The 23350-nt window shown below is 38.6% G+C and carries 19 protein-coding genes; 7 read left to right on the forward strand and 12 right to left on the reverse strand.

Going from position 1 to position 23350, the window contains the following annotated elements; all coding sequences use genetic code 11:
* Window positions 1–370 precede the first annotated feature (370 nt).
* The 3 genes from I6F44_RS17300 to pmbA all read right to left on the reverse strand — a co-directional run bounded on the left by I6F44_RS17300 (window position 371) and on the right by pmbA (window position 4769).
* Window positions 371–2446: a M13 family metallopeptidase gene (locus I6F44_RS17300; protein WP_010553817.1), complete on the reverse strand. Its 2076-nt coding sequence runs from the start codon at window positions 2444–2446 to the stop codon at window positions 371–373.
* 415 nt (window positions 2447–2861) lie between these two features.
* Entirely contained in the window at window positions 2862–3347 is a 486-nt protein-coding gene (locus I6F44_RS17305) for a DUF721 domain-containing protein (protein ID WP_024589904.1), read from the reverse strand.
* Window positions 3348–3419: 72 nt separating this feature from the next.
* Complete coding sequence (gene pmbA, locus I6F44_RS17310) at window positions 3420–4769, reverse strand: metalloprotease PmbA (RefSeq protein WP_024589905.1); 1350 nt, start codon at window positions 4767–4769, stop codon at window positions 3420–3422.
* A gap of 144 nt (window positions 4770–4913) precedes the next feature.
* On the opposite strand from pmbA, the gene yjgA reads away from it, so the two are divergent.
* Both yjgA and hemN read left to right on the forward strand, forming a co-directional pair.
* Window positions 4914–5447, forward strand: coding sequence for a ribosome biogenesis factor YjgA (yjgA, locus tag I6F44_RS17315; protein ID WP_007582068.1), 534 nt, complete (start codon window positions 4914–4916; stop codon window positions 5445–5447).
* Between the two features lie 123 nt (window positions 5448–5570).
* Window positions 5571–6944: an oxygen-independent coproporphyrinogen III oxidase gene (gene hemN, locus I6F44_RS17320; RefSeq protein ID WP_024589906.1), complete on the forward strand. Its 1374-nt coding sequence runs from the start codon at window positions 5571–5573 to the stop codon at window positions 6942–6944.
* Between the two features lie 81 nt (window positions 6945–7025).
* On the opposite strand, the gene I6F44_RS17325 is transcribed toward hemN, so the two are convergent.
* The 3 genes from I6F44_RS17325 to I6F44_RS17335 form a co-directional block, all read right to left on the reverse strand.
* Window positions 7026–7541, reverse strand: a complete 516-nt coding sequence (locus I6F44_RS17325; RefSeq protein ID WP_024589907.1) for a DUF2489 domain-containing protein — start codon at window positions 7539–7541, stop codon at window positions 7026–7028.
* A 12-nt stretch (window positions 7542–7553) separates the two neighbouring features.
* On the reverse strand, window positions 7554–8150 hold the full coding sequence (gene yihI, locus I6F44_RS17330; protein ID WP_197174253.1) for a Der GTPase-activating protein YihI: 597 nt from the start codon (window positions 8148–8150) through the stop codon (window positions 7554–7556).
* Window positions 8151–8902: 752 nt separating this feature from the next.
* A complete protein-coding gene (locus tag I6F44_RS17335; RefSeq protein ID WP_024589909.1) occupies window positions 8903–9535 on the reverse strand; it encodes a c-type cytochrome in 633 nt (210 codons plus the stop codon).
* A 281-nt stretch (window positions 9536–9816) separates the two neighbouring features.
* Between I6F44_RS17335 and yihA the strand changes: the two genes are divergently transcribed.
* The gene (yihA, locus tag I6F44_RS17340) at window positions 9817–10485 is read left to right on the forward strand and encodes a ribosome biogenesis GTP-binding protein YihA/YsxC (RefSeq protein ID WP_007377272.1); all 669 of its coding nucleotides are present in this window, start codon (window positions 9817–9819) and stop codon (window positions 10483–10485) included.
* 9 nt (window positions 10486–10494) lie between these two features.
* Here the strand turns inward: yihA and I6F44_RS17345 are convergent, their stop codons facing one another.
* The 3 genes from I6F44_RS17345 to polA form a co-directional block, all read right to left on the reverse strand.
* On the reverse strand, window positions 10495–11013 hold the full coding sequence (locus tag I6F44_RS17345; protein ID WP_197174254.1) for a DUF1285 domain-containing protein: 519 nt from the start codon (window positions 11011–11013) through the stop codon (window positions 10495–10497).
* Window positions 11010–11597 (reverse strand): YceI family protein, encoded by a 588-nt coding sequence (locus tag I6F44_RS17350; RefSeq protein ID WP_007582084.1) that lies wholly within the window; start codon window positions 11595–11597, stop codon window positions 11010–11012. The genes I6F44_RS17345 and I6F44_RS17350 overlap by 4 nt, the downstream gene beginning before the upstream one ends.
* A gap of 490 nt (window positions 11598–12087) precedes the next feature.
* Entirely contained in the window at window positions 12088–14823 is a 2736-nt protein-coding gene (polA, locus tag I6F44_RS17355) for a DNA polymerase I (protein ID WP_024606999.1), read from the reverse strand.
* Window positions 14824–15347: 524 nt separating this feature from the next.
* Between polA and elbB the strand changes: the two genes are divergently transcribed.
* The 3 genes from elbB to I6F44_RS17370 all read left to right on the forward strand — a co-directional run bounded on the left by elbB (window position 15348) and on the right by I6F44_RS17370 (window position 19346).
* Window positions 15348–15995 carry an isoprenoid biosynthesis glyoxalase ElbB gene (gene elbB, locus I6F44_RS17360; protein WP_197174255.1) on the forward strand — a complete coding sequence of 216 codons (648 nt, stop codon included), beginning with the start codon at window positions 15348–15350 and terminating at the stop codon, window positions 15993–15995.
* A gap of 226 nt (window positions 15996–16221) precedes the next feature.
* Complete coding sequence (locus I6F44_RS17365) at window positions 16222–16617, forward strand: c-type cytochrome (RefSeq protein ID WP_007582093.1); 396 nt, start codon at window positions 16222–16224, stop codon at window positions 16615–16617.
* Between the two features lie 164 nt (window positions 16618–16781).
* Complete coding sequence (locus I6F44_RS17370) at window positions 16782–19346, forward strand: sensor domain-containing diguanylate cyclase (protein ID WP_007582095.1); 2565 nt, start codon at window positions 16782–16784, stop codon at window positions 19344–19346.
* Between the two features lie 15 nt (window positions 19347–19361).
* Here I6F44_RS17370 and rep read toward each other — a convergent pair whose 3' ends face one another.
* Window positions 19362–21380, reverse strand: a complete 2019-nt coding sequence (rep, locus tag I6F44_RS17375) for a DNA helicase Rep (protein ID WP_024589913.1) — start codon at window positions 21378–21380, stop codon at window positions 19362–19364.
* 162 nt (window positions 21381–21542) lie between these two features.
* On the opposite strand from rep, the gene ubiK reads away from it, so the two are divergent.
* Window positions 21543–21806: a ubiquinone biosynthesis accessory factor UbiK gene (ubiK, locus tag I6F44_RS17380; protein ID WP_121954625.1), complete on the forward strand. Its 264-nt coding sequence runs from the start codon at window positions 21543–21545 to the stop codon at window positions 21804–21806.
* 217 nt (window positions 21807–22023) lie between these two features.
* On the opposite strand, the gene I6F44_RS17385 is transcribed toward ubiK, so the two are convergent.
* Both I6F44_RS17385 and can read right to left on the reverse strand, forming a co-directional pair.
* Window positions 22024–22668, reverse strand: coding sequence for an NAD(P)H-binding protein (locus tag I6F44_RS17385; RefSeq protein ID WP_121954626.1), 645 nt, complete (start codon window positions 22666–22668; stop codon window positions 22024–22026).
* Between the two features lie 4 nt (window positions 22669–22672).
* Window positions 22673–23335, reverse strand: coding sequence for a carbonate dehydratase (gene can, locus I6F44_RS17390; RefSeq protein ID WP_007582103.1), 663 nt, complete (start codon window positions 23333–23335; stop codon window positions 22673–22675).
* Window positions 23336–23350: the final 15 nt, after the last annotated feature.

Consider the following 23350-nt stretch of genomic DNA (forward strand, 5'->3'; position numbering starts at 1 on the left):
TCAAGGTCAGAAGTAATAATCTTCACTAAAAGACCGTATATATGACAGCAAACCTGTCCCTGCTATCGTTGAATGACACCTTGCAATACTGGAGGAGACCATATATGAACTCTGGTTAAGAAATTTATTAACGTATTGAATCATGGTGATATTTAAATTTATTTTCTCTAGCCAGAGATTTTTAGTGAAAACAAGGCGAATTTACGCGTCAATAGCTGGCCTATTGCAAGTAAATTCAACGTAGTTAGCGCTGAAAATAGCTGCTTGAGATAGATTTATTATCCATAGTTCAGGTTATTTACAAATTCAAGATACAAAAAAACCAGTAAGCTAAAAACTTACTGGTTTTTTGTTATTTATAGCAATGCAATTACCAGATTTTTACGCGATCTTCTGGTTTGATATACATTTTATCACCTTCTTTTACGTCAAACGCTTCGTAAAACTCAGGCATGTTCGACAAGATACCGATTACACGGTAGTGACTTGGTGAATGAGGGTCTGTTAATAAACGATTACGTAACTCTTCATCGCGATAGTTACGGCGCCAAATTTGTGACCAACCCATAAAGAAGCGTTGATCGCCTGTGTAACCATCAATCACTGGTGATTTTTTATCCCCTAAAGACAGCATATACGCTTTATGCGCAACCGTTAAGCCACCTAAGTCACCAATGTTTTCGCCAAGCGTTAGCTCGCCATTAACACTTGCATCTTCAAACGGTTTATATTCGTTATACTGTGCAACTAAAGCCGCTGTACGCTCTTCAAATTGCTTAAGGTCAGTCTCACTCCACCAGTTACGTAAGTTGCCATCACCGTCGTATTTAGCACCTTGGTCGTCAAAACCATGACCAAGCTCATGCCCAATTACTGCACCAATTGCGCCGTAGTTTACAGCATCATCCGCTTCTAAATTAAAGAATGGCGGTTGTAAAATAGCTGCTGGAAATACAATTTCGTTGTTTACTGGATTGTAATACGCATTTACTGTTTGCGGAGTCATATGCCACTCAGAGCGATCAACTGGTTTACCCAATTTAGCAATCATGTCTGCGTATGCCCATTCGCTATAACGAATGTAATTGCCTACTAGCTCATCTGAGTTAATATCTAGCTCAGAGTAATCTTTCCACGTGTCTGGGTAACCAATTTTAGGCGTAAATTTGTCTAGTTTTTCTTTCGCTGCAAGCTTTGTTTCAGGGCTCATCCACTCAAGATTTTCGATAGCAACGCCATAACCTTTAATTACGTTATCAACTAATTCTTCCATGCGTGCTTTTGCTTCTGGCGGGAAGTTATCTTTAACGTATACCTTACCTAATATTTCACCAAGTACACTGTTAGAGGCATCAACCGCTTGCTTCCAAAGAGGTGCTTGTTCTTCTACGCCACGAAGTGTTGTGCTGTAAAAGTCAAAGTTAAGGTTAACTAAATCTTCACTAAGTAGCTCTGCATAACCACTTACAAAATGGAATTTTAAGTAGTTTTTCCACGTTGCTAAATCAGTGTCTTTGTAAATAGTAGCAAGCGCTTCTAAATAGCTAGGTTGACGTACAATAATGTCACTTGCACTCACGCCAGCATCTTTAAAGAATGCAGCTAAATCAAGGTCACCCATCAACTTGCTTGCGTCTGCTACTGTCATCTTGTTATAAGATTTAGTTGCATCACGGCTTTGCACACGGCTCCACTGAGCATCAGCTAGTGTTTTTTCAAATGCAAGTACGCTCTTAGCAGCTTCTGCTGCATTTTTAACGCCTGACTTTGCTAAAACATCAGTGATGTATTGCTCGTAAGAAGCGCGAATTTTAGTGAATTTTTCGTCATCTTTTAAGTAATAGTCACGATCTGGTAAACCAAGACCCGACTGAGATAAATACAATGCATACTCGCTTGAGTTTTTAGCATCGTTATTTACAAACCAACCAAACGGTAAAGTACCGCCTTGTTTTTGAATTTTAGCCATTAAACCCACTAAATCAGCTTTAGATTTAACGCTATCAATTGTATCTAATGACGGTTGTAATGGCGTAATACCTAGCTCATTACGCGCATCTTTATTCATATAGCTTTTATAAAATGCACCAATTTTGTACTCATCACTGCCTTTTTTAGCGGCTTTGTTTGCGGCTGCACTTTCAAGGGCTATTTTCATCGCTTTTTGCGACTCATCATATAACTGCGAAAAAGAACCGTAGTTAGATTTATCACCTGGTATTTCAGTTTTAGCTAACCACTGACCATTTACATGGTAGTAAAAATCGTCTTGTGCGCGTACTGAACTATCCATATTAGCTAATTCAATACCAAGCTCTAGTGGTTTTTCAGCGGGTGCTGTTACTACTGGAGTGTCGGTTACTTTAGTTTCTTGTTGTTTTTCACCACAACCTACCAAGCCAAGCGCAAGTGCGATACTTGCAGCAGCCATTGTTACTTTATTCATAATTATTCCGTTTGTTAGTTAGAATTGAATCATACCAATCTGCTTATATATGGGGTCTATTTAACGTTAAGAAAATTACGCTAGAACCAGGCAAAAGTTTTTGTATCTAGTTGCTCTAAATAAAAAATTTTTAACAACGTTATAGTGCAATTTAATTCGTTAAATTGATCAAAGACTTATGCAGGTTGGTATCACATACCAACTCCATTAAATTCTTGAATATAGCAGGAGTAAAAATAGCACTGCCTACACGCTTTTACTTAATGGAATGGGTATCAAAGAGCTTTCGATCAATATAAAGCCCACGCAGTATCATAAACCTCATTAAGCCAACAATAAAATGGAATATGTAACAAAGTATTTTGAATGCGGTGAGCTGCCAAATTAGCCCCACCAATAACAAGATGGTGGGTAGTTAAGACTTACTTTTATTTTTTCCGTGAAGCGCTAAACGCTCTAGTTTTTCTTTTAAAGAAGGGGGTGCAGAAGATGCTATCGCGTTTAAGTAATCAGCCGTTTGCTCACTCATTTTACGTGAGTTGGTAACTGCAGGACTGCCCGACTTATTCGCTGTACTTAATCTCTGAGTTGCTTGAGGATTTGCAGTTATTTTTATTTGCCCGAGCTCTGCCATTCCGGCAGCTCTAAAGTGTGAAAGCATATCCATTTTTAAATAATTAAGCCTAAGCGCGATAGGTGCAGATACCGCCTCTATCATTAGCGTACCGTCTCGGTAATTGCTGACTCGGCATTTATCACCCAACTTAGGGCCTAAAAAATCTTTTAATAGGGTTTGCTGTGTATCAAGTGCTTGGCTTTTGCCTGCATAAGCCGATAAACGATTATTTAACCCCGCCATAATATCGGTTAGCGGTTTTGGTGCATATCTATCTTTAGCCATTTTACACCTCGTAAAAGATCACTTAGACCCAGAGATAATACTCTAGGTCTAAGTATACACTGCGTGTTAATACTACGCGCCGGCTATTTGCATTTGCTCTATTAATACTGAGCCAGTTTGAATACCACCACGGCGTTCTATGTCACCACCAATAGCAGATATGCCTTTAAACATATCTTTTAAATTACCAGCAATGGTAATTTCGCTTACAGGATATTGGATTTCACCATTTTCAACCCAAAAACCAGCAGCACCACGAGAGTAATCACCCGTTACTGTATTTACGCCCTGCCCCATTAGCTCTGTTACTAATAAGCCAGTGCCCATCGTTTTTAATAGTGCAGTTAAATCGTTATGAGTTTGCTCAACGAGCCAGTTATGTATACCGCCAGCATGTCCTGTTGGGGTCATGTTCATTTTACGCGCGGCATAACTTGCTAATAAATAAGTTTGTAGCTCGCCGCCTTGAATAATTTCTCTATCGAATGTTTTAACACCTTCGCTATCAAACGGTGATGATGCCAACCCTTTTAAAATATGTGGGCGCTCAGCAATATTTACACAATTACTAAATACTTGTGTGCCTAAGCTATCAAGTAAAAAACTTGATTTACGATAAAGTGCGCCACCACCAATTGCCGACACTAAGTGACCAAACAATGAATTTGCAATATCGGCTCTAAAAATAACAGGCACTTTCATTGTGCCTAACTTTTGGCTATTTAATTTAGCTAATGTTTCAGCTGCTGCTTCAAGCCCAACTGCCGCTGCGTCATTTAAACCCGCTTGATCGCGTGCAACAGTATAAGCAGAGTCGCGTTGCATGTGTTCGCCATCTTGACCAATTACCATAGTGCTAATGCTATGACGAGTACGTGGAAAACCGGTTATCAAACCATGGCTGTTACCATAAACACGTAGCCCCTGATGCGATGAAAAGCTCGCACCATCTGAGTTAACAATACGCTCATCTGCATTTAATGCAGCTTGCTCAGCAGCATGACAAAGCTCAATACCTTCCTCAGGGCTTACATCCCAAGGATGATATAAATCTAAATCTTTAGGATTAAATTCAAGCAATTCTTTATCAGCAACGCCGTTAAATGGGTCATCCGATGTAAATTTGGCTATATCAATCGCTTTTTCGACTACCGTGCGCAATGTTTTTGGATTTAAATCAGCTGTCGATGCTGAGCCTTTATTATTACCAACATATACACTAATGCCTAAGCCGCCGTCTTGGTTAAACTCAATGGTTTCTACTTCACCCATTCGTGTACTAACCGATAAACCAGACGTGCTAGACATGGCAGCTTCTGCAGCTGTAGCGCCTAATTTTTTAGCATGTTCGAGTACTTCTGCTACCGCATCTTTAACTTGCGATATTTGAGAATAAATTGGATCGTTTTGTTGGCTTTTCATAAATTAAGTCCTGAGCCTTAGAGGCATAATGCACGCATTTCTTATATTTAAATGCTAACACACTCAATGCATCACATCAGCTAATATTCCTAAGTATCATATTCATGTATAATGGCAAAAGTTATTTTTATTTAAGAGCACCCCATGGCAAAGAAAAAAGGCAAGCCTGCTGAAATTGAAGAAGAAATTGAATATGTATCAAGAACGGAGCTTAAACGCGAAGCGCAAGAGTTTCATCAGTTAGGTACTGAAATTGCCAAAATGGGTAAAAAACAGCGCGAACGCCTGCCATTAAATGACGATTTAAAAGCGGCAATGGTTGTTGCTGATAAAATAAGTAATAAAAGTGACGCGTACCGCCGTCACTTAAACTACATCGCTAAAACGTTGCGTACTGTAGAAAACATTGACGCTATTAGAGCGATTATCGATGTAATGCTTAATAAAAATAACCAAGCTGAAGTATTGGTCAAAAAAATTGAGCAATTACGTTCAGACCTAATTGAACAAGGTGATGACCTTATCAATGAGACTATTGAACAGTTTCCGTCTCTTGATCGTCAGCAAATGCGTCAATTGGTTCGTAATGCGGCAAAAGAAGCGAAAGCTGAAAAGCCGGGTAAAGGTTATAAAGAGTTATTTCAATATCTCAAAGATGCCCATACCGTTACGTATTAATTAGCCGCATTAATTGATATTTTATTAAAAAAGGTGCTTCGGCACCTTTTTTGTTACAGATCAAACCGCCTCACTGCGTACTTTTTTATAATCACTCCCTAAATAAATACTTAGGTGCGCGTGATGATTAAACTTCCACAATGGGATCAAACCCTAATAAACAAATATAATGTGTCTGGCCCGCGTTATACCTCGTATCCCACAGCTCTATCACTGCGTGATGGATATCAACAACAAGACCTACTAAGCGCTGTAGAATCGTCAACGAGTCGTTCACTTTCTCTATATATTCATATCCCGTTTTGTAGCCAGCTTTGCTACTACTGTGGTTGTAATAAAATAATTACCCGCCATCAATCTAAGGCAGATACGTACCTCGACTTTTTAGCAAAAGAAATTACTGCCCAAGCTCATTTATTTAAAAACTACACGGTTGAGCAATTACATTTAGGTGGCGGTACTCCCACCTTTTTAACCGCAAAACAAATGACTCGTCTAATTAAGCTTTTAGAGCAGCACTTTAATTTTACAAGCACAACAGAGCGCGGCATTGAAATAGACCCACGCTCACTTGCCGATAATATGCTTGTTGATTTAAGAATGCTTGGCTTTAACCGTGTCTCATTTGGGATTCAAGACTTTAACGACGACGTGCAACTTGCTGTTAATCGCCCGCAAAATGCAGATACGGTTAAGCAATTAATTACACAAGCTCGCGAGCTGGGATTTCAATCTATTAATACAGATATGATTTACGGGCTTCCTCTGCAAACGCCAGAGAGCTTTAAGCAAACTATAGAGCAACTTATTGAGTTAAGCCCTGACCGAGTATCGGTGTTTAACTACGCGCATTTACCAGAGCGCTTTGCCGCACAGCGTAAGATTAAAGATGCAGATTTACCCAGTGCACATAACAAACTCACTATGTTTAAAAACACGCTGGAGCAGATGACGCAAGCAGGCTATCAATTTATTGGTATGGACCACTTTGCAAAAACCGATAACGAACTAGCTATTGCGCAAAATGAAGGCAAGTTACATCGTAATTTTCAAGGTTATACAACCCATGGAAATTGTGATTTATTAGGCTTAGGCGTGTCATCAATTTCGCAAATTGGCACTGCTATTTTACAAAATCAAAAAGAATTAAAACATTATTACCACAGCGTAGAAACACAAAGCGGCTGCGCACTTAATAAAGGTATGCACTTAACACATGATGATGTAATTCGTGCTGATGCAATTAAGCAACTCATTTGCCAGTTTGAATTAGATATACAAGACTTTAGCGAAAAGCATGCACTTATATTTAATGACTACTTTGAGGATGCGTTAATTGCGCTCGCGCCACTTATAAAAGATGAACTAGTCACTATAATTAATAATAGAATTAGCGTAACACCACGCGGCAACTTATTCATTCGTATTATTTGCATGTGCTTTGACGCTCATTTACAAAAACAAATAAATGCGACGCGTTTTTCACGAGTGATTTAACTGATACCCATTGTATAAAAACCATTTTGCATAAAAAAAGCAGACCAAGGTCTGCTTTTTCTGAGAATTACAAAATTAAAGCTAGTTAAAAACCACTTTATCGCTGCCAGGAGCGGCTTTAAACTCGATGATAATTTTAGCGCAATCGACTTTAACTTCATCTTTAAGTGTTTCTTCAGCTTGCCAACGAGCCTTATCTAGCTTGAAAATCTCTTTTTTAGCATATTTTTTACGTGCATCGTGTGTCGGCATTTCTTTAACTACCTGGTACATTTTATAAATGCCAGGATATTGTGTCGTTAAATCACGCTCGCTCTCAAAGCCATATTGAGACATAAGTACCCAAATACGTAAACAGCCTTCAGAAAACTCACACTGCTCTTCATTCATTGCACGCGCAATTAAATGAATACTATCGGCTAGTTTGGCATTTCGCTTTAAACGCGACTTCTCAAGCTTTTGCTTTTGTTCAGCCTGCGTTTTAGCAATTAACTTTTTTTGCGCATTTAACTTATACAGCAACTGACCCGCATAAAATGCCAGACCAACTATTATAGCAGCGCCTAAAAGTAAGGCTAAAATTACCGCGGTACTCATTATTTATCCTTACTATTTGTCGTCTTCATCTAACCATTCGTTGGCTAAATCGTCAGATAAGTATTGTTCGAAATCAGAATTGCCTTTGCTTTCAATATCATCGTCAAGGTCATCTTCAAATTCGTCTTCATCCTCGTCTTCAATACCAAGAATTTCACATAACGCCTGATGGCGAGCAATACGGCTATTAAAGTACTTAGCATCTTTACCAGTTAGCATTTCACCTTCTTCATGACGCTCTACTAGTTTAAGTAAACGCTCGTCATTCTCAAGTGCTTCTAGCTCTTGTTCAGGTGTAAATTCAGGCTCGATTACCTTTTTCAGCTCAATAGTTGGCTTTAAGTTGCGTTTCATTTCAACTTTAGGCTCAGGCGCAGTTGCAATTAATGGCACTGGCTTTTTACTGCCTACACGCTTATCTTTAGGCGCGTGACCAGCATTATGGCTTTCGCTATCTAGTAAATCTGGCGCGTTACGAGAACCTGGCTTAGCGCCTTTGGTTTTTTTAACTCGCTGCTCTTTTAATGCGCGCATTTCTTTAAGCTTATCTTGGCTTAAACGAACAGGTCCGTTTGCTGGGCTTTTGCGTGACTTTTTAGTTCTACTCATATCTTGATCATCTCACTTAAGAGGTTTTGAGCGAAGCGCAAATTAATGGGCATCGCAGTGCTGGCCTAGCCAGAAGAATTCAGTTTGCGCTTAGAGGTTGGGTCTCTCATTTAAAAGCGCCTTAGCTAATTAATCGCTAATTTTAAACGGTGGGTATTGTAACAGGACAAATAAAAAGGCGGTAGAGAAAACATCTCTACCGCCTGCTAATCTGAGCGCCATTATCTGGACACTTCTCCCTTCGACTTTTTTTAGTCTTTATTATTTTTATTATTATCAGTCCGTATTGTTATTATTTTTACGTTCCTTGTTACATTCCATTTTGTTTTTATTATTAAACTTCCATGAGTTTTTTATTATTTTCGGTCATCCTGACACTTTTTTATTATTTCCTTTAGTAGCACTAATCTTATGCTATGTAGTCATGCCGCGTTACTTTCCTTGGTAGTTATTTCCGTTTTGTTATTGTTGTTTTGCGACAGTGGTTAATTTACTCGTTAATGATTTTGTTACAACTGGTTTATATAACTTTTATTATCTTTATTACATTGAGATATAAAAATAAACATAAATTACAATAAGTTAATCAATAATAAAAAATGAAAAGAAGACTTTTCTTACAACCAGACATGGTCAATGTCTTACATTAAAACGGACGATATCGTTAATTTTTGACACAAAAAAAGCAGCCTAGGCTGCTTTTTTTAACACATTGTAGTTTATTTATTATTAACTGCTAAATAAATACGACTTTAGTGTAAGCCACCTAAATACTGAGAAAGTACTTCGATGTCTTTATCTGTTAATTTTTTTGCAATATCGCCCATCATGCCATTTAAGTCATTATGACGAGTACCATCACGGAATTTTTCAAGTTGAGCCTTGATATATCCTGGATGCTGAAAAGAAATTTTTGGAAACTTAGCAAGTGACGAGCCATTACCACGTGGGCCATGACATGCTGCACATGATGGAATTCCACGTTCTGCATCGCCTGCTTTAAAAAGCATCTCGCCAACTTCAACAACATCTTTAGGTGTAGCACCTTCAGACATGTTCATTGAAGAAAAATAAGCAGCTAGATCTTTCATGTCTTGCTCGCTAAGTGGCATAGCCATAGCGCTCATTACTGGATCCATACGCCCTTCTTTGCCGCCTGATGTCATACCTAATTTTAAATCCTGAAGTTGCTTAAGGATATAATCTGGATGTTGACCTGCAATTTTAGGGTAAATATTAACCGGCGCATTACCGTCTGGGCCGTGACAAGCCGCACACGTTGCTGATTTTTCTTTACCTGCGTTTACATCGCCATCAAATGCTGTTGCGTTGCTTGCTGACAACGCACCAAGCAATATTGTTAAAGATAGTGCTATTTTTTTCATGGTGAATTCTCTGTTTCCGACCCTGTATCATCTACAATCGTGATGTTGTAATACATATATTCTACACGATAATAAATTCTCTGGCACGTTTTCTACACATATTAAGCTTATAATTTACAGGGTTTTGACTTAGATTAAGCTTTAACATGTTTTAAATGTACCATAGGTGCTGTTTTTAGGTGGTTAAATACGCTTTTTAATACATCCTTTATAGTATAAAATACGCGCCCTGAGTGAATTTGGTTTACTCAATGTTATTTTTTTAAGTTTTAGGAGAGCCTGTGCTCAAATCTCGTATCAAATATAATACTGCGTCTTTCGTAACAAGCGCTCCCGACATTACTAAATTACCTGCTGATACGGGAATTGAAGTTGCGTTTGCCGGTCGCTCCAATGCAGGTAAGTCGAGTGCATTAAATGCATTAACCGATCAGAAGCTAGCACGTACAAGTAAAACACCTGGACGTACTCAGCTAATCAATACATTCGATTTAGCTGATGTTGACGATATGCGCCTTATCGATTTACCAGGCTATGGTTTTGCTAAAGTACCAATCGAAATGAAAAAGAAATGGCAAAAATCGCTAGGCGAATACCTACAAAAGCGTCAAAGCCTAAAAGGTATTGTTATTTTAATGGATATTCGTCATCCATTAAAAGATTTAGACCGCGATTTAATTAATTGGGCTATTGGTAGTGAAATTCCAGTATTGGCACTATTAACTAAAGCCGATAAATTAAAGCAAGGCCCTCGTAAATCACAAGTACTGCAAGTTCGTCGTGAATTAAGCACGCTTGATGGGGATATTACAGTTCATGCATTTTCATCATTAAAAGGCACGGGTTTACCAGAAGTAGCTAAAAAACTAGATGAATGGTTTTTAGGTCCTGTTATTGCTGTACCACCTACCGATGAAACAATCACAGACGAAACTAACCCAGAGGCTTAAACGCTGGCGTTACGATAAATAAAACTGCTTTCCTGCAGATTTAATAAAATAGCCGAGCTTATCAGACTCGGCTTTTTCAGCCCACTGATAATATACGCTTCGCGCAACACGCGCACTACAGCCATAAGGTAGCTTTAGATAAGGCACTTTTGACCCTTTATAATCTTTTATAACTAAAGGCTGCTGAGCGCTCACCAACCACTGCCTAGCTAAATTATCAATACAACACAACACCTGCCCTTGCACTGTATTTTCAAAACGCCAATCAACAATAATAAACGGCGCGTCCTCAACCGTTATTGTTATTTTTTCGACAGGTGTTTTTAAATAAAATTGCTCACCTTCTTTACATAGAACAGAAGCAAACAGCTTCACCATGGCTGGGCGTGTTATTTCGCTGCCATCGTAAAACCATTTCCCCTCATGATTAATGACAATTGGCAGTTCACCACAATGATTAGGCTGCCAACTATCAAAAGGTTTGCTTGGCTCGCTTAATTGCTTGCTAAGCTCACTTAAAGAAATCACTGTTTTTTAAGTGTAATTGCAAATGTAACAGGCACTGCTGTTGCAATTGAAGGTAAGCCCGCTAGCTCTTGCAGCTTTTTAACGCCTTCAGTTACACCAAAATCATCACTATTAATAATAATAGGTGTTAATGATGATACCGTTAAATCACCACTTTGCGTGCTGTTAACGAGTACATCAATTGCCAATGGCTTTTTATTACCGTGAAAATCAAGCTCAGCTTTAATACCCTTCAATACATATTGACCAGGCTTTTTAATATTGCTCAGTTCTTTAGTTAAATTTGCAGTTAAAACAGCATTGGGGAATTTAGCGGCTTCGAATAAAAATGTCGTTAAACGCTCATTACGAATAGGAATTAGAGTTTCGGCTGATGTTAAATCAACATTAACGCTAAACTCGCCTTTATCAGAAAGCATACCTTCAAGGTTAGTAAAATGGTGAGCTTCAGCAATCGAATCTTTTTTAATTGAAACAAAGCTTAGTTGGCTTTTATCATTCACTAGCTGCCAATTGGCCTGAGCAACATTAGAAATAACTAAACTTGATAAAGAAAAACCTGCAATAGCTAATGCTTTAAACATAACGCACTCCTTAGTAATAAAATGAAAAGAATAAAAATAATATCACTTCGATGGTATCACCTGCGATGTACCCAAACCACCTCGAAATGACGAATGAATAATACAATTGGTATAGCGCAATAAAGAATTAATTAGATAGGATTTTCAGGCGTAAAACAAAAAACGGCCCACCAAACAAGTTGGTAGGCCGGTATAGCAAACTGGGGAGAAGCTATCAATTTGTTGCACCCTTTCAGATGCATCATCAACAGGATGTCCTACAGGATAGGACAGGCGGGACTTTAACAAAAGCACGCATTAAAATACAATCATATTCCTGTAAAACAGCTCGAATTGACGAACATATAACTATTTAATACAAATAGTTGCTTAAATTAACCTTATTTTAACTAAAGCTTGCATATACCTGATTGAATCGCTGTTATTCGCCATTTTTATTAAACATAAAAAAAGCGCCAAAAGGCGCTTTAATTAAAATGCTCAAATTGCATTAATGAGCTTGTTCCCAGTTGTCACCTTCATCAGCTTCAACTATAAGTGGTACATCTAGCGCAGCAGCTTGCGACATCAGTTCACAGATGTGTTTTGTGTACTGTGGTGCGCAGTCTGTTTTGATTTCAAATACTAATTCATCGTGCACTTGCATAAGCAGCTTAATTGTATTTGGCGCTTGTTCGTGTACCCAGCGGTTAACGCTCAGCATTGCCTTTTTAATAATATCGGCGGCAGTACCTTGCATTGGTGCGTTTATAGCAGCACGTTCGGCTCCTTTTCTACGCGCCCCATTACGTGCGTTTATTTCTGGTAAATGTAGGCGACGACCAAATATTGTTTCAACGTAGCCATTTTCAGCTGCTTTTTCGCGTGTTGTTTCCATGTACTCTAATACACCTGGAAAACGCTCAAAGTATTTATCTATGTAATGCTGCGCTTCGTGGCGTGGCACATCTAGTTGACGTGCTAAACCAAATGCCGACATACCGTAAATTAAGCCAAAGTTTACTGCTTTCGCCTTACGGCGCATATCGGTAGTTACATCATCAAGCTCTACACCAAATACTTCAGCGGCAGTTGCACTATGTACATCTAAGCCGTTAGCAAATGCATTTAATAGACCTTTGTCTTGTGAAAGATGCGCCATAATACGCAGCTCAATTTGACTATAATCGGCAGCGACAATTTTATAACCATCTGCGGCTATAAACGCCTCTCGAATACGACGCCCTTCTTCTGAACGAATAGGAATATTTTGTAAATTAGGATCCGTTGAACTCAAGCGCCCCGTAGCTGTAATTGCCTGATGATAAGACGTATGTACACGCTGGGTTTTCTCATTCACCATTAATGGTAATTTATCGGTGTAAGTTGATTTAAGCTTTGATAAACCACGGTGCTCTATAATGACTTTAGGTAGCGGATAATCATGAGCAAGTTCTTGCAGTACTTCTTCTGCGGTAGAAGGTGCACCTTTAGGCGTTTTTTTAATAATAGGCAGTCCAAGCTTTTCAAACAACAGTACTTGTAGCTGTTTTGGAGAACTTAAGTTAAATGGTTCGCCTGCTATTTCAAACGCTTCTTTTTCAAGCTCAATTAAACGCTCGCCTAAACGTTGACTATGCGCTCCAAGCATATTGCTATCTATCGCAACACCGGTGCGTTCAATATCAGAAATCACACTAATAAGTGGCATTTCTATATCTTCAAATACCGATTTTAGCTTTTCATCAGCTGCTATTTTTGGCCAAAGCACTTCGTGTAAACGCAAAGTAATATCGGCATCTTCTGCGGCGTAAGGCGCTGCTTTTTCAAGTTCAATTTGGTTAAAGGTAAGTTGCTTTTTACCTTTGCCAGCAATATCTTCAAAGCTAATATTTTTATGACCTAGGTATTTAAGTGCTAGCGAGTCCATATCGTGACGCGTGCCTACACTATTAAATACATACGACTCAAGCATGGTGTCAAACTTAATACCATTTAGCGCAAAACCTGCATTCGCTAATACACTTTTGTCATATTTAAGGTTTTGCCCTACTTTAGCTTTGTTTTCATCTGCCAAAATTGGACCTAGCTTTTGCATCACAAATTCAAGGCTTAATTGCTCAGGCGCACCCGGATAGTCATGCGCTACCGGTAAATACACAGCTTCACCCGCTTTTACGGCAAAGCTCATACCCACCAATTGCGCTTTCATGTAATCAAGGCTGGTTGTTTCAGTATCAAATGCAAATAACTCAGCACTATTTAATTGCTCTATTAGCGTATCAAACTGAGCTTGCGTTAAAATAGTTTCGTAATGAGCATCTTCTACTTTTGGTAATTCAGTGGCTTCGGTAGGTACAGCTAAATGTGTTTCAGCATCTTTAGGATTATCAAGTAATTCAGCTAACCAACGACGGAATTCGCACTCACCATATAATGCAATTAATTCGTCTTTGTTAGGCTCTTGAAGCTTGAATGTATCAAGATCAGATTCAACTTCAACATCGCACTTAATTGTCGCAAGTTCGTAGCTTAAAGGCAGATGATCAAGAGCAATTGCTAACTTTTCGCCTATTTTACCTTTAATCTCACTGGCGTGATCCATTACACCTTGAAGAGAACCATATTTTTCTAACCATTTAACTGCAGTTTTAGGACCACAACCTTCAACACCCGGAATATTATCGACCTTATCACCCATTAATGCTAAGTAATCAATAATAAGTTCAGGGCCTACACCAAACTTTTCAACCACGGTAACGGGATCTGAAATACTGTCGGTCATCGTGTTTATTAGCGTAACGTGTTCATTAACAAGCTGTGCCATGTCTTTATCGCCAGTAGAGACGAGTACATGTCGTTTTTGCTCTGACGCTATACGTGCAAATGTACCAATAACATCATCAGCTTCAACGCCTTCAATACTAATTAGCGGAAAGCCCATCGCTTTAATAATACTGTGTATCGGTGCTATTTGAGTGCGTAAGTCATCCGGCATAGGCGGACGATTTGCCTTATACTCGCTATACATATCGTTACGGAACGTTTTACCTTTAGCATCAAATATAACCACCATATGTGAGGGATCGTATTGTCTGATCAAGCTTTTAAGCATGTTGATCACGCCATAAATAGCGCCCGTAGCTTCACCTTTAGAATTAGTTAAATGCGGCGGAGAATGATAAGCACGAAATAAATATGACGAGCCATCAACTAAAATAAGTGGGTTTTCGGGGATCTGAGCCATGGTGAATTTGGATCCTAAATGCAAAAAATTAAGGTAATTATAAGCATGCCATAAGGTAGTAAATAAAACGACAGTGAATTACTGCTTATCGTGTTATTAAAACTATAGCAAGCTGTGGATAAGTGTGTAGATAACAGCCACGAGCTATTCTTCCAAAGCATCATAAAATGCCTAGAAAATACTTTAACTGTATGTTTTAATTTAAAAAAGATAATACGAGGTTCTTTTTTTATTATTTTAAACCAATGTGGAAAAAGGTTTTCTAACGACTGCTTGTGTTGTTATTCACTTTGATTATTCGCGTCCATTTAAATAACCGGAGGAGTATTCTAGCACAATGGATCGAAGATCATAGCGATCCTTTATAATTTTTTTAAAGGCAAAGTGATCGCAAATGGCATAAACCGCAAAACAACTTGCATAGGGAATGATTTTTGTACTAAAAATTTATTTTCGCGAGAAATTTTGAGCATGTTAGACTTCATCCGATCGACTTATAAAAAAGACTTTAGGGGCACAAAAGCATGAAAAACGTAGCGGTAATATTAGCAGGGTCTGGTGTGTACGATGGTAGTGAAATTAATGAAGCAATTTTAACTTTATTACATATAGCCAAAAATGGCGCAACGTATCAGTGTTTTGCACCGGATATTGAACAACTTCATACCATTAACCATTTAACGGGCGAAGTAATGCCTGATAAACGTAATGCATTAACAGAAGCGGCTCGTATTGCACGGGGTGACATTAAATCGCTGCTTGAACTAGACGTAACTCAGTTTGACGCATTAATTGTACCTGGCGGTTTTGGCGCTGCAAAAAACTTATGTGACTTTGCAATTAAAGGCGCAAAAGCAAATATTAATGAAGACGTCCTTAATGCTTGTAAATCATTTGCAAAAGAAAATAAGCCTGCTGGTTATATGTGTATTGCACCCGCTTTGATCCCATTTATTTACGATAACGCCATACTTACTATTGGTAACGATGCAGAGACAGCACAAACGCTAAGCACATTAGGCGCTAAACATATAAATTGTGCAGTAGATGATGTTGTTATTGATCAGCCAAATAAGCTAGTTACAACCCCAGCTTATATGCTTGCGCAATCGATTATTGAAGCCGATGCAGGGATCGAAAAACTAGTTAGTAGCGTATTATCAATAAATTGATCTTAGGATCTAAAAGTTAATTGTATGACTGTTTGCGCTTATTAAATTGCTTAACAAAAAACAGTAAATAATTAAATTTTATTGCGTTAACGCAAAAAGTAGTCAGTTTTATTAATAAAAACGCCTCTTAGCATTTTATAAATTGGCTCAGAGAGTTATAATCGGTTTAATTTCCGTCATCTTTAATCGTGATTGATCACGTTCAAATCGAAGTGAGCAAGGCAAAATGAAAAAATTAACAGCTGCAGCATTATTAATGCTAGCAACCACTGCATACGCACAGCCATATGATAACTCTATGACTGAAGATGCAATTAAAGCACGTCTCGCGCCGGTTGGTGCTGTATACCTTGAAGGCGATAAAGCTGCTGTAGCAGCCGCGCCTACAGGCCCTCGTTCTGGTGAGCAAGTGTATCAAGGTGCATGTTTTGCATGTCACGGTACTGGTGCACTAGGCGCGCCTAAATCGCCTGACGATTGGGCTCCACGTATAGCTAAAGGTAAAGACACTTTACTTGAGCATGCACTAAATGGCTTTAATGCGATGCCTCCAAAAGGCACCTGTATGGATTGTTCTGATGATGAGATAAGCGCTGCTATCGACTTCATGACATCTAAGTAAATACAGCTGAAATACACAAAAAAGGTTTACTTCGGTAAGCCTTTTTTAATACCTAAAATAGTGTTTCTAGCCAGTATGGTAGTACGAATATCAACTTGACGATAAGCGCTAAAAGTGAAAGTATAAGGCTAATAACTATACAATAAAAATAGCCGGTTAGATCATTGGAAGATAAACTCTCAGTATCGAGTAAATTGGCGTATCAAAATAAACGTCTAAAAACATTACTCAATAAATACAAACAATCACATCACTTACAAAATGCGCTGATACAATTATCAGAGCAAGCAAGTACTGTTGCCGAGCTAACCCTACTTTATCCCGCTATCCACGACATTTTACAAAAATATGTGCCGAGTAAAAGTTTTTATGTGGTGCTATTAAATCAATATAGTCAATCGCTAGAACTTTCTTACTTTTCAGATGAAAAAGATGGTATTGCCGTCGCCCTTAACCAATCAAATAGCTTTGATGAAGGCGCCACTGGCTATGTATTTAAACAGGGTAAAACCACATGTTTTACCAAGCAGCAAATGCAAAATGCCGCAGCAGAAGGTTTATTTAAAGCATTAGGCACTCCAGCAGAGCATTGGGTAGGTGTACCGGTTTACCAAGAACACAATATTATCGGTGTTTTAGCAGCGCAAAGTTACGATACAAAACAGGGCTATAGCTCACAACAAATACAATTACTTGAGTTTATGTCGCTTTATTTAGCAACTGCAATAGAGCGTGTAAAAAAACGAGAGCTCCTTGAGTCGGAAGTAAAAATTCGTACCCGAGCACTCACTCAAAGTAACGACGCGTTAAACCTTGAAATAGAACAACGCAAACGCGCACTTCAACGCCAACAAATTCTGTTTAAAATATCTGAAATAGCAACGCAAGCTAAAAACCTTGATGATGCTTACTTTAAGATACATGAAATAATAAAAACAATTACCTACGCAGAAAACTTATATATTGCACTTTACGATAAAGAGTCTGGCTGGATAAGCTTCCCTTATTGTGTAGATGAATTTAAAGAAAACACACAACCAAGACGCTTTGCTAAAGGTTATAGTGAACTGGTAATAAGCACTGAAGAAACGCAACTTATACACCCGTGTAGAGCAAAAGAATTAATAGAAAGCGGTGTAGTACAAAGAGCTAAGCCTGTACAAAAAGAGCAAATGGCCACTAGTTGGTTAGGCGCTCCACTTAAAACAGCTCAAGGTGTTATCGGCCTTATTGTTTGCCAAGCTTACGATAACAAACATATTTTCAGCCGGGATGATTGCGAGTTAATTACCTTTGTATCTCATCAAATTGCAGCGGTTTTACAAACAAAGCTCACCAATCAAGCGATTGCAAAAAGCCATCAAGAACTCGAATTTAGAGTAAACGAAAAAACCAAAGAACTGCGTCAAACAAATCTGCACTTACAAATGCAAATAGATGAGCGTAAAAAAATAGAACAGCAGCTTTATCACGACGCACATCACGACTCTCTTACTAGCTTACCTAATCGCAGCCTCTTTTTAACTCAGCTTGAAAAAACACTACAACATTATCAGCGCTTTCCTGAACATAATTTTGCTGTTTTATTTATTGATTTAGATAAGTTTAAAGACATTAACGACCAACTTGGTCACCATGCTGGCGATCAGTTTTTAATTAACGTTAGTGAGTTATTTGCCCAGTGTATACGCGAACATGATTTACTAGCACGCTTAGGTGGCGATGAGTTTGTTATATTATTAACGCACTTAACTGAGCCTCAACAAGCAGAAGATGTCGCTAATCGTATTATCGATTTAATGAAAAAGCCTTTTTTCCTTAAAGGCGAATCACTTCAAAGTGGTGCTAGTATAGGAATAACCTACTCAAAGAAAAGCTATACGCATACGGATGAAATTATTCGTGATGCCGATGCTGCAATGTATCACGCTAAAAACTCCGGAAAAAATCGCTACGAGCTATTTCATCCGCTATTAACGCAATCAATACCTGCGCAGGCACTAAAAGCACAACATCACCTTGATATATTACCTATGAGCTTTAGAAGCTCAGAAATAATTACGCTTGATGAGCAACATCAGTCTGAATCTTTATTTGAAGCATTTGGTGAACACCCAATACTTGGCTTTACTAGCTTTGATATTTTGAAAAAGTTTGCATCAGATAAAGAACAGCACCTTGAGATAGAGTTACAGTTATTACAACGCGCTTATGCACAAGCAATTACCGCAAATGTAACTATGGCGCTGGTTCCTTGCTCTGGTTTACTACTCGAGGAGCACGAATTTGTTTTATTTACAGATACACTAAATAAACAACAAGGACATAGCCAGCTCTGTTTGCTATTTGATGAGCAAGAAATTCGTCACGCAAGCGCAACACAAATAGAAAACCTCAAAAAGCTATCACAACTTGGTTATTCAATTGGTTTAAACAATTTTGCTAAAGATCGATGCGAACTTAATTTACTAACCGATATTAATTTTGACTATCTGCTACTTAGCTCGACCTTTAGTAAACGTGTTTTACAACAAGAAAGTTACGATTTTCAGCTACAGGGCGTGCTAGCGATTACGAAGCTCAAAGCAATGAAAGTAATTGCTAAAGGCCCATCAATACTTAATTTTAGAGCTTTACTAGACAAGCACGGTTTGGCATTTTTTGTGGGAAAACAACACGCTCTAGTGTGTTCTGAGTTACCTGAAATACAAGCAACCCAGTCTTTATAAAATTAGCCTGAGGTATTACTCAGGCTTTTTAAACATTGCACGAAGGTTAGCGACTCTTGCTTGGCCTTTTTCCATTCGCTCTGCTTGCGTGTTTGGCGCCTTTTTATTTTCAAACGCGAGATCGTCCTGCGGTAACTCTTGTACAAATCGGCTTAACTCAGTTTGTGAGGTTTCACCAAATTGACGACGTATTTTTGCATAAGTAAGTGTTAACTCCTGCTGCGCACGAGTAATACCGACATAAGCTAAGCGGCGTTCTTCATCTACGTTATCTTCATCAATACTTACCTGATGCGGAAGTAAGCCCTCCTCCATGCCTACCATAAATACATATGGATACTCTAAGCCCTTTGATGCATGAAGTGTTGATAAGTGCACTGCATCGGTTTCATCTTCTTCTTCGTTACGCTCAAGCATGTCGCGAAGGGTTAGCTTGCTAACAACCTCAGCCAATGTCATTGGCTCGTTGTCGGCATCACCGGTCAACATATCGGTGATCCAGCGATACAGCTCAGATACGTTTTTCATACGCATTTCAGCGGCTTTTGCACTCGGTGACGACTCGTACAAATATGCCTCGTAATTAATATTACGCACTAAGTCTTTAACAGCTTCGAGCGTATCACCGCGTACTGCGTTATCGGATAGCTCAACAACCCAGCGTGCAAACCCAGCAAGCGCATTAAAACCACGCCCTTTTAGTCTGTAGCCTAAATCGTTATCAAAACAGGTAGCAAATAAGCTCATGTGCTTTTCGTTAGCAAGCGTACCAAGCTTTTCAAGTGTGACCGTGCCTATTTCGCGTCGTGGTGTATTTACGATACGTAAAAATGCATTGTCATCATCTTGATTAACTAGCAAACGTAAATACGCCATAATATCTTTAATTTCTGAACGAGCGAAAAACGACATACCGCCACTAATTTTATAAGGGATACGGTTACTCATTAATGATTTTTCAAAGCCACGTGCTTGATGATTACCACGATATAAAATCGCGTAATCTTTATAGCTGGTACGCTTCATAAACTTATGTGAAATTATTTCAGCAACCACACGCTCAGATTCATGCTCTTCATCGCGGCACCCTATTACTTTAATCGGCTCACCATAACCTAGTTCACTAAATAACTTTTTCTCTATGTCATGTGGGTTATTCGCAATTAAAATGTTAGCCGCTTTTAGTATTCGCCCTGCACTTCGATAGTTTTGCTCAAGCTTTATAAGTCTAAGCCCTGGGTAGTCTTTACCTAATAACACTAAGTTTTGCGGGCGAGCACCACGCCATGAGTAAATTGATTGATCGTCATCACCTACCACAGTAAAACGGGCACGCTCGCCTACTAGCAATTTAACAAGTTGATATTGGCTTGTATTGGTATCTTGATACTCATCCACCAGCAAGTATTTAAAGCGTTGCTGCCAGCGCTCACGAGATGTGGCGTTATTAGTAAGTAACAAAGTAGGGATCATAATTAAATCATCAAAATCCAGTGCGTTATAAGCACGTAGCTGATTTTGATAGCGAGCATACAGCTGTGCAAACAATGCCTTTTGCGCATCACGCGCTTCGCGTATTGCTTGCTCTGGCAGTACTAATTCGTTTTTCCAACTACCAATTTCCATTTTAAGTAGTTTGAGTAAGTCCTTGTCTTTTTTTAGCTCATCTTCGGTGAGCTCACTTAGAAGCTGATTGGTATCTTGATCATCAAATAACGAAAAGCCGGGTTTAAACCCTAATGTGCTCAACTCTTTTTTAATTATTTCTAAACCGAGTGTATGAAACGTTGATACCCATAAACCTTTAGCGTCTTGCTTTCCGAGCGTTTGCAGTACTCGTTCACGCATTTCTTTGGCTGCTTTATTGGTAAAAGTAACAGCGGCTATATTTCGCGCTTTGTACTCACATTTTTTCACTAAATAAGCGATTTTATTCGTAATAACACGGGTTTTACCAGAGCCTGCGCCTGCGAGTACTAAGCATGGACCACTAATATATTTTACGGCTTCATCTTGTTTAGGATTGAGTTTCATAACGACCAAAGAAATTTAAAAGACGCGTAATTTTAACGTAACCACTACTGCGAGCATAGCAATTGCCTTAATTAATTAAGGTAAAGATGATCATGTGTTAAATACCATGGGTATAAGGTAATATTAGTTATTATTATTTTAGGCCGCATCGAAGGGACAAATATGATCAACCCAGCAAAACTTGAAGAAATTGCTAAGCAAATTACTAGCAATATGCCGCAAGGTGTAAAAAACCTAGCAGAGACACTCGAAGGTAAAACAAAGCAAGTTTTACAAAACAAGCTTGCTGAGATGGATTTTGTGAGCCGTGAAGAATTTGATGTGCAAAGCCAAGTACTTATTCGTACTCGCGAAAAACTAACCGAACTTGAAGCTAAAGTTGCATTGCTAGAGCAACAACTTAGCGCTAAAACTGACGCTGAATAATTATACCAATTGCATTAAATTAGTGTTCTATTATAGCGATAAGAAAATAGCTCAATAACAAGGCTAAAATTATGGTACATAGTTGTTCTATATAAATAATTTTTAACGTAGTTAGTGAGTTATTTAATACGCTAGAATGATCATTTTTTTAATAAAATTGGTATTAATTTAGTGTACAAAAAAGGCAGCTTAGGCTGCCTTTTGCGTTTTACTAAGTTTATTCAAATAGCTCATCTAGCACATAATAAAATAACTTAGCCTGCTGCGCTAAACTCACACTCAGCATTTTTTGCGCAACTTGCTCACCTGTTATTGGTTTGTAACGCTTTAAAAACGGAAGTCGTGTAATAACAGGAAAAATAATACTGCCTATCTTTTCTGCCACTCTAAATTGCTCACGATCACCTAATAATAAAGATGGTTGTAAAATACTTATTTTATCAAAAGGGAGTGCTTTAATATGTTGCTCAAGCTCACCCTTCATTTTCAAATAAGCACTATTACTGTGCGTGTTCGCCCCGCTTGATGACACTAAGCAGTAATGCGTAACACCATTACATGCCGCTAACTGCGCCGCTATAAACTGATAATCAAAATCTACTTTACGCTGAGCTTGTGTAGAGCCCGCCTGTTTACGGGTTGTGCCCAAACACGAAAACAATACGTCACCTTTAAAAAGCTCAACGTATTGAGTTAATTTTTCAAAATCAATAACGTGATTAACTAGCTTTGCGTGTGTAATAGGCAAAGCCCGACGACTTAACGTAACCACTTTGGTATAACGATCGCTCTTAAGTAGCTTATGTAGCAACTCATTACCGACCAAACCTGTAGCACCTATTAATATCGCCGTTTTAGTCATAAATTTATTTATTTTCGCCCACTTTATTAAGTACGTGCTGCACTGCTTTTTTGTAGCTTTGCGTTTCTTCACTCGCGCACGTTACTACAGATTCTAAATCATGAAGGTGGCCGTTTTCTAAACCATAAACCCAACCATGAACGCTTAGCTCTTGGCCGCGCTCCCACGCATCTTGCACAATGTTAGTACGGCATACATTACGCACTTGCTCAATTACATTTAGCTCAATAAGGCGGCTTAAACGTTCGCTTTCAGGCATTGCATCAAGTTGTTCAAGATGCTTTTCTTTTACATCCCCTACATGGCGTAGCCAATTATCAATAAAGCCAAATTTTGCATTGTTTAAAACGGCTTGTACGCCACCACAGCCATAGTGACCTACTACCATGATATGTTTTACTTTTAAAACCTCTACAGCGTACTGCATAACCGACAAACAGTTATGGTCAGTGTGTACAACCACGTTTGCAACGTTACGATGCACAAATAATTCGCCTGGTAATAAATCAACTATTTGATTAGCAGGTACACGAGAGTCTGAACAACCAATCCATAAATACTCTGGATTTTGTTGCATAGATAAAATTTTAAAAAACTCAGGATCAGCTTCGCTTGTACGTGCAGCCCAACGTTTATTGTTATCGAATAAATTTTTTAACTTTCTCATTGCATCTCTTATTAA

This window comes from Pseudoalteromonas sp. NZS11_1, assembly GCF_015864275.1.
GTDB lineage: Bacteria > Pseudomonadota > Gammaproteobacteria > Enterobacterales > Alteromonadaceae > Pseudoalteromonas > Pseudoalteromonas arctica.